This window comes from Rhodococcus sp. 4CII, from assembly GCF_014256275.1.
Classification (GTDB): domain Bacteria; phylum Actinomycetota; class Actinomycetes; order Mycobacteriales; family Mycobacteriaceae; genus Rhodococcus_F; species Rhodococcus_F wratislaviensis_A.
The window spans coordinates 1110993-1120057 of the sequence record NZ_JACCFE010000002.1; the positions used below are offsets into that span (position 1 = coordinate 1110993).

A 9065-nucleotide genomic window follows, 5' to 3' on the forward strand; every position below is an offset into this window, starting at 1 on the left:
GTCGGTCAGCGTTCGGACCGCTCCTCTGCCTGAGCCACGAGCGCGGAGAGCGCCGCCACCCAGAACTGTCCGAACCGGTCGACCTCCGGCGTAGTCAGGATGCCGGGCGGGAACGACATGAAGGCCGACAGCTGCAGGCCCTCCTCGGTTTCCGAGATCACCGACTGGATGTCGAGCACCGCCTGCGCCGGCATCGCGCTCTTCTCGAACCCACCCGAGATGGGCGACTCGAAATCGGGCAGCCAGTCCAGGCCGCGCACGGCCTCGGGAACCTCGGCCGCGCTGACGCGTCCGATGTAGTTGAACACGATCTGCGGTTCCGGCCACTGCCTCATGACCGCCGACGTGTCGGGGTTGAGGTAGCGCAGCAGACCGTAGCCGATTCCCCGGTCCGGGATCGCGCCCAGCTGATCACGCACCGCACGCACCGCATCCGCCGCGCCCACGCCGCCGTTCATGGCATCCGCGATGTCCACTCCGCCGAGATCGAGACGGGCCGGGTACATCGTGGTGAACCAGCCGACCGTCCGCGACAGATCCGCACCCGGAACCGTGGACTCCTCACGGCCGTGTCCCTCGAGGGTCACCACCGTCGACGACGCCTCGACTCCGCGGTCACGACGCCATGCGGCCACCGCCAGCGCGAGGGCGGTCGCGAGGACGTCGCCGATCTCACCGTCCAGCGCGCCCGGCGTGCCACCCAGCAAGGCCTCGGTGACCGCTGCGGGCACGTCCACGCGGGTCCGTTCCAGCGTGTCGACCAGGTCGGTGCGCAGGTCCAGCTCACGCGATCCGAGCAGCGGATCCGGACCGGTCAGCATGTGCTCCCACACGCCGAGTTCGGCCACCCGCTCCGGTGTCGCCGCCGCCTCCAGCAGACCGTCGGTCCAGCGCCGCAGCGACGTTCCGACCGGTTCCAGGGACGGTGACGCCCCAGCCGCGACCTGTGCGCCTGCGGTCGCGAAGTCCGGCACCAGGATCCGCCACGACACGGAGTCGATGACGAGGTGGTGCGGCACCACGAGCAACCGACCGCGTCGATCGGCCTCCGCCGGGTCGAACCAGACGAACTGCAGCATCGATCCCGCACGCGGATCGAGACGATCCAGCGCCGCGTCGAACGCCGCACTCGCGACCGCGTCGAACTCCGGGGTGCCGGGCTGGTCGCCGGCCGCGATCTCCACCCGCTGCACCGTCGCGTCGATGTCCACGCTGCCCACGGGTGCGATCTCGAGCGCGTCCTCCGACCCGTCCGTGACGAGAGCCGACCGCAGCACGTCGTGCCTGTCGACGACCGCGGTGATCGTCGCGATCACCTGCGCACGGTCGATTCCGGCTGGCAGCGTCAGCAGCAACGGCATGACGAACCGGTCGAAGTCTCCGCCGCGTTCGACCATCTTGCGGGCGACCGGGGTGAGCGGCACCGTTCCGACGCCACCACCCTCGTACTCCTGCAGAACCGCCGCCGCGGAGGCACCCGAATCGGCCACCGCCGCCAGCTCGGCGACGGTTCGCCGCTCGAAGACGTCGCGCGCCGTGAAGTGGATACCGGCCGAACGGGCCCGCGCCACCAGCTGGATCGACACGATGCTGTCGCCGCCGAGCTCGAAGAACGAGTCGTCGATGCCGACACCGTCGCGCCCGAGGAGCTCCGCGAACACGGTCGCCAGAGCCCGCTCGGTGTCGGTGCGCGGCGCCCGGAATTCGGCCGCCGACGCGAAGTCCGGCACCGGCAGAGCGCGCCGGTCGAGCTTGCCGCTCGTACCCAGCGGAAGTGCGCCGAGCACCATCACGGAATCCGGAAGCATGTAGTCGGGCAACGATTCCGCGACGAACTCGGTGAGCGCCGCCGTGTCGAGCGCCGCATCCGGCCTCGGAACGACGTAGGCGACGAGCCGCGCCCCCACCTCGCTGTCGTGGACGATCACCGCGGCCTGGGCCACGTCGGCGTGCCGGACGAAGGCCTCCTCGACCTCGCCGAGCTCGATGCGCAGGCCGCGCACCTTCACCTGGAAGTCGGTGCGGCCCACGAACTCGAGGCCGCCGTGCTCGTTCCACCGGACGAGGTCACCGGTGCGGTACATCCGCACCCCGGAACCACCGAACGGGTTGGCGACGAACCGGTCCGCGCTCAGCGCGGCACTGTTGACGTATCCGCGGGCCAGCTGCGCACCGTCGAGGTACAGCTCGCCGGGAACTCCGACCGGTGCCGGGTTCAGATGCGCGTCGAGCACGTAGGCCCGGGTGTTCCAGGCCGGCGCACCGATCGGCGCGATCGCCCCCGTTCCCGACCGCTCCACCACGTGGGCCGTCGAGTTGATGGTCACCTCGGTCGGACCGTACAGGTTCACCAGCTCCGCAGAACCGAGTCCGGCGACCCGCTCCGCAGCCGACTGCGGCAGGGGCTCACCGCCCGCGAACACGAGCCGCAGCGAACCGCACCCGTCGGCGGTCGCGGCGTCGAGGAACATGGTGAGCACGGACGGGACGAACTGGATCACCGTCACCGATTCCGTGCCGACCGTCGCCGCCATGTACTCGGGATCCCGGTGACCGTCCGGCGTGGCGATCACGAGGGTGCCACCGACCACCAACGGCAGGAACAGCTCCCATACGGAGGCGTCGAACGTGAACGGGGTCTTCTGCAGCACCACGTCCTGCGCGCCGATGCCGTAGACGTCTCGCATCCAGGCCAGCTGGTTGGCCAGCGCCGAGTGCGGAATTGCCACGCCCTTCGGACGTCCCGTCGAACCCGACGTGTACAGCGCGTACGCCAGGTTGTCCGGGCGCAGGTCCCCGAGCCGCTCGGCGTCCTCGACCGGGCCGTCGCCGTACTCGGACAGGTCGAAGTCCTCGACCAGGTACACGGGCACGTCCACATCGAGGTTCGCGATGTCGTCTGCCGAACTCAGCACGCACGTCGGTGCGGCGCTGTCCACGACGTACGACGTCCGGTCGGCCGGGTGTTCCGGGTCGATCGGGACGTACGCGCCGCCCGCCGCATGGACGGCGTAGAGGCTGACCACCATGTCGAGCGAGCGCCGCATCGCGATGCCCACCACGGAGTCCGGACCGACGCCCAGTGCGATGAGGTGCCGTGCCAGACGGTTCACCCGCGCGTCGAACTCGGCGTAGGTGAGGCGCACGTGGTCCGCCACCACCGCGGTGGCGTGGGGTGAGCGTGCGACCTGTGCGCCCAACATCGACACCACGGATTCGTCCGTCACCTCGTGCCCGGAATCGTTCCACCGGGACAGCACGAGGTTGCGTTCGTCCGCGGTGAGCAGATCCAGATCGCCCACCAGAGTGGAACTTCCGGCCGCGATGGTCTGCAGGATCCGCGTCAGCCGGGAACCGAACCGTTCGACGGTGTCGGCACCGAACACGTCCGGAAGGTACTTCAGGACCAGTTGCAGTTCGCTGTCCGACTGGGCCAGCAGGCTCAGCGGGTAGTGCGACGCGTCGCTGATCTGCACCCCGGCGACCCGGAGACCGTCGATGTCGCTGTCCTCGGTGAGTCCGGCCCGGTCCACGGGGTAGGACTCGAACACCGTCAACGTGTCGAACAGTCCGCCGATTCCGGCGACCTGCTGGATCTCGGGGAGACCGATGTGGTGGTGGTCGAACAGCGCCGACTGCTCCGCCTGCAACCGCTCGAGGAGGCCGAGGAGCGTCTCGCGGGGATCGATGCGCACCCGGATCGGGATGGTGTTGATGAACAGACCCACCATCGACTCGATCCCGGCGACCTCCGGCGGGCGACCCGACACGGTGGCACCGAAGACGACGTCACCGGACGCCGTCATCCGGGCCAGCAGCAGACCCCACGCCGCCTGGACGATCGTGTTCATCGTCAGGCCTCGGTCCCGGGCGATCCGCGCGAGGTTCTCGCTCACCACCTCGCCGAGATGCACTGCGAATTCGGCGGGTTCGGGACGGTCCTCGCCGCTCGGCGCCGGCGCGAGAACGGTTGGGCCGTCCAGTCCCGCCAGTGCGTGTGCCCAGGCGCTGCGCGAGGCGTCGGTGTCGCGTTCGGACAGCCAGGCGAGGAAATCGCGGTAGCCACGCACGCGCGGCAGCACCGAAGCGTCGCCGCGGGTCGCGTACAGCACCAGCAGGTCCTTCATCAGCAGTGGCATCGACCATCCGTCGAGCAGGATGTGGTGGTTGCTGATGGAGAACCGGTAGCTGCTCTCCCCCGTGCGGATCAGCAGGAACCGCATGAGGGGCGGGCGGCCCATGTCGAATCGCGCCGAACGGTGTTCGCTCAGAACGGAACTGATCCGCGCCTCGCGGTCGGCCTCGGACAGCGCCGACAGGTCGAGCTCTTCCCACGGCAGTGCAACGTGATCGACGACCACCTGGACCGCGGTCCCCGAATCGTCGGGGACGAACGCGGTGCGCAGGTTCGCGTGGCGCGCGATCAGCGCCTCCGCCGCGCCGCGGAGGCGGCCGGTGTCGACGACACCCTGGAAGTCGAGCACGACCTGAGCCGTGTAGACGTCCACCGCGTCCTCGGCGAGAACGGAATGGAAGAACATTCCGGACTGCAGCGGAGCGAGCGGCCACACGTCGGTGGCGCCCCGGTAGCGCCGCTCGAGCGCCTCGAGATCGTCCTGCGTCACGGTCACGAGGGGAACGTCGGACGGCGTGAGACCGCCGCTCTTCGGCCCGGACGCGTGTTCGGCCAGCGCGGTCGCCGCAGCGTGCCACAGCTCGGCGAATTCCCACACGTCCGCCTCGTCGAGAATGTCGGTGGCGAACGCGATCTTGGCCTCGATCTGGGGGCCGGACGCCGTCTCCGACGTCACCGCGTTGATGCTGAGCACCGCCGGCGCCACCATCTCGTCGTCCATGGCGCCGCCGAACTCACCCGAGTCGCTGTCGGGGATCCAGCCGAGGTCCCGGATCTCGGCGGGAAGGTCCACCGAACCCGCCCGACCGAGGTAGTTGAACCCGATCTGCGGAGTCGGTAGCGACGCCAGGGCCGGAGCCGTCTCGTCGTTGAGGTAGCGCAGCAGCCCGTAGCCGATGCCCTTGTCGGGCACGGCCAGCAACTGTTCCTTGACCGCCTTCAGCGCGGCACCCGCCGAGGTGCCGCCGTCGAACGCGTCGGCGAGATCGGCCCGTGAGACGTCCAGCCGCACCGGGTAGAGGCTCGTGAACCAGCCCACGGTGCGGGAGAGGTCGGCGCCGGGAACCGTCGACTCCTCCCGGCCGTGGCCCTCGAGATTGATCAGCACCGAACGATCCGCGGTCCCGCCGCGGAGTTCACGCCATCGCGACACCGCGAGAGCGAGCGCCGCGAGGAGGCCGTCGTTGACCCCGCCGTTCACGGACTGCGGGATTGTGGTCAGCAGCGCCTGCGTCACCTGCGTCGAGAACGTCATGCTCAGGCGATCGGTCCGGGCGATCACGTCGCGTTCCGGATCGAACGCGCGCCGCCCGATCAGCGGATCCGTGCCGGCGATCATTTCACGCCAGAAGTCGAGTTCCGCCACGCGGTGCGGGGACTTCGCCTCCTCGACGAGACCGTGCGCCCAGGCCCGGACGGAGGAACCGACCGGCTCGAGCTGTGCCGGCTGCCCAGCCATGATCTGTGACCCCGCGGTCGCGAAGTCCGGCAGCAGCACTCGCCAGGACACTCCGTCGACGACGAGGTGGTGCGCGAGCACCAGCAGGCGGCCGCTCTGCCCCGGCAGCGACTCCGCGGGGGCGAACCACACGAACTGCGTCATCCGGCCCGATGCCGGATCCAGCCGGTCCGCGGCACGATCGAGGGCCGCGCGGGCAAGCCGCTCGAACTCGTCCGTGCCCGGCTTGTCGGTGAATTCGATCTGCTCGATGAGGTCGTCCGCATCGAGCGCCTTGCGGGCGGAGAGAGCCTGGAACGACCAGTCGTCCCCGTCCCGGGTGAGCCGGGAGCGGAGAATGTCGTGGCGTGCCAGGATCGCATCCACCGTGTCCGCCAACTGATCTCGGGTCACAGCGGGTGGGGTGGTCAGCAGAACGGCCTGCGAGAATTTGTCGAAGGTTCCTGCCGTCTCCACCAGCCAGTGTGCGATCGGGGTGAGCGGCATCGTGCCGACCCCGCCGCCCGGCAACTCCTCGAGCTTCACCGAGTCGACCTCGGTGGCCCACGCGGCCACGTCGGCCAGCGCGGCGACGGTCTTGCGTTCGAAGACGTCTCGCGCCGTGAACAGCACCCCGGCGTTCTTCGCCCGGGTCGTCAGCTGGATGGACACGATGCTGTCGCCACCGAGGGCGAAGAACGAGTCGTCGACGCTGACGCGGTCGACACCGAGGACCTGTGCGAAGACGTCCGCGATGGCCTTCTCCATCGGCGTGGACGGCGCGGTGTACTCGCCGGCGGCCGACACGAACTGCGGCTCGGGAAGGGCCTTGCGGTCGAGCTTGCCGGCGGGTGTCAGCGGCACCGAGTCGATGGCCATGATCGACGACGGCACCATGTACCCGGGCAGGGTCTCGGAGACGAACGCCGACAATTCGGCGACGTCGATGGACGCGCCCGCTGCGGGCATCACGTACGACACCAGGACGGTCTGCCCGGTCTGCTCACGGTGATGGCCGAGCGTGACCGCGAAGTCGACGCTCGGGTGCCTGCCGAGTTCGGCGTCGATCTCGCCGAGTTCGATGCGGAACCCGCGGACCTTCACCTGGAAGTCGCTGCGGCCGACGTAGTCGAGGACGAGTTCCCCCGTCTCGCCGTCGTGCACCCAGCGCACCACGTCGCCGGTGCGATAGAGCCGCTCACCGGAACCATCGAACGGGTTGGCGACGAATCGTTCCGCCGTCAGTGCGAACCGGTTGTGGTAGCCGCGGGCCACACTCGGTCCCGCGACGTACAGCTCACCCGCGACACCCACCGGGACGGGAGTGAGCCGGGAGTCGAGCACGACCACGTCGACGCCCCGGGTGGGACCGCCGATGGTGACGGGTCGATCCGCCTTCATCGGGTTGCTCGACGTGCTCCAGATCGTGGCCTCGGACGGGCCGTACAGGTTGAACATGCGCCGGCCCGGCGCCCACTTCTGCATGAGCTCCGGCGGGCAGGCCTCGCCGGCCACCGACAGCACCTCGATGCCTTCCAACCCGGCCGGGTCCACCGTGGTGAGCGCGGCGGGGGTGATGAAGGCGTGCGTGACCTTCTGCTTCTTCAGCAACCGCGCGAGTTCGTCTCCGCCGTACACGACACCGGACGCGATGACCATCGTCGACGCGGCGGCGACGGCGTGCAGCAACTCGAAGACCGATGCGTCGAAGCTGGGCGAGGCGAAGTGCAGCACCCGCGACTGCGGGGTGAGCCGGAGCCTCTCGATCTGCTCGGTCGTGACGTTCGCCAGGCCCGTGTGGGTGACGACGACGCCCTTGGGCAGGCCCGTCGATCCCGACGTGTAGATGACGTACGCCGCGTCGTCGACCCGGGTCGGACGGATGCGGTCCGCGTCGGTGACGGCCTCGTTCGACACGGACGCGCACGCGTCGTCCATCTCGTCCGCACCGAGCACGAGCCAGCGCACGGTGTCCGGGAGTTCGGCGACGTGGGCGGCGGTGGTGAGACCGATCTCCACGCGGGAGTCCGTGACCATGTGCACGATCCGGTCGAACGGGTAGCTCGGATCGACGGGGACGAACGCCGCCCCGGTCTTCGCGACCGCCCAGATGGACAGGATCGATTCGACGGAGCGGGTCAGCGCGAGGGCCACGAAATCGTCGGCCCCGATGCCCCTGCCGATGAGCACGCGAGCGAGCCGGTTCGAGCGCTCGTCGAGGTCCCGGTAGGTGACCTGCTCGTCGCCGCACACGACGGCGACGGCGTCGGGGTTCACCGCCGCGGCAGCGCGGAGGATGCCCGACAGCATCTCGGGTGCGGCGGTATCCGCGCCGCGCACCGGTGCGAGCACGGTGTGCTCGTTCTCGCTGAGGACGTCGATGTCGCCGATCAGCACGGACGCGTCGGTGGTGATCGCCTCGAGGATGCGCTGGAAGCGGAAGGCGAACGACGCGATGGTGCGCTCGTCGAACAGATCCGTCGCGTAGGTGAACACGCCACGCATCGGCGCGTCCCCGTCCGCGCCTGCCGCGTCGGCGAGCGTGAGCTGCAGATCGAACTTTGCGGCGTTGATCCCACCGTCGAGTCCCTCGACCGTCAGTCCGGGGAGTTCGAGGTGCGCCTGCTCGATGTTCTGGAACGCGAGAGCCACCTGGAACAGCGGCGAGAACGCGGTCGAGCGTTCCGGCTGCAGGATCTCGACCAGCCGCTCGAACGGCACGTCGGTGTGGGTGAACGCGCCGAGGTCGTGCTGACGCACCTGTGCGAGGAGGTCCGCGAACGGGGCTTCGACGTCGACTTGCGCGCGCAACACCAGCGTGTTGACGAACATGCCGACCAGGTCGTCGAGTGCGGCCTCGCCGCGGCCCTCGATCGCGGTGCCGACAGCGATGTCGTCGGTGGCGCTCAGCCGCGCGAGCAGCACCGACAGCGCCGCGTGCGCGACCATGAACAGCGACGCGTTGTGTTCCCGGGCCAGCGCCCCGAGCCGGTCGCGGAGTTCCGCGTCGATCTCGAAGTCGAAGTTCGCGCCGCGCATCGACTGTGCGGGCGGTCGCGGCCGGTCCGTCGGCAACGGCAGCACGTCCGGCAGACCGTTCAGCGTGGTCCGCCAGTAGTCGAGTTGCTTGGCGGCCAGCGAATCCGGTGCGTTCTCGTCACCGAGCAACTCGTGCTGCCAGAGCGAGAAGTCCGCGTACTGGACGTCGAGCGGAGCCCAGGCGGGTTCGGAGCCGGCGGCGCGGGCGCTGTAGGCGATCACCACGTCGCGGGCCAGCGGCGCCGTCGAGGCACCGTCGGACGAGATGTGGTGGACGACGATGACCAGCACGTGCTGGTCGGCGTCGATGCGCAGGAGGCGGGCCCGGACGGGCACGGCCTGCGCGACGTCGAATCCGGCGGTGACGAGGGAGATCACGCGTTCGCGCAACGCATTCTCGTCGGCCACGTCCTCGATGTCGAGTGCGGTGAAGCTCCGGGCGGGCAGCACGAC

General features: G+C 69.6%; 1 protein-coding gene. It reads right to left on the reverse strand.

The window, feature by feature from the left end:
• Positions 1–5 precede the first annotated feature (5 nt).
• On the reverse strand, positions 6–9062 hold the full coding sequence (locus H0B43_RS41360) for an amino acid adenylation domain-containing protein (protein ID WP_397517539.1): 9057 nt from the start codon (positions 9060–9062) through the stop codon (positions 6–8).
• Positions 9063–9065 lie beyond the last annotated feature (3 nt).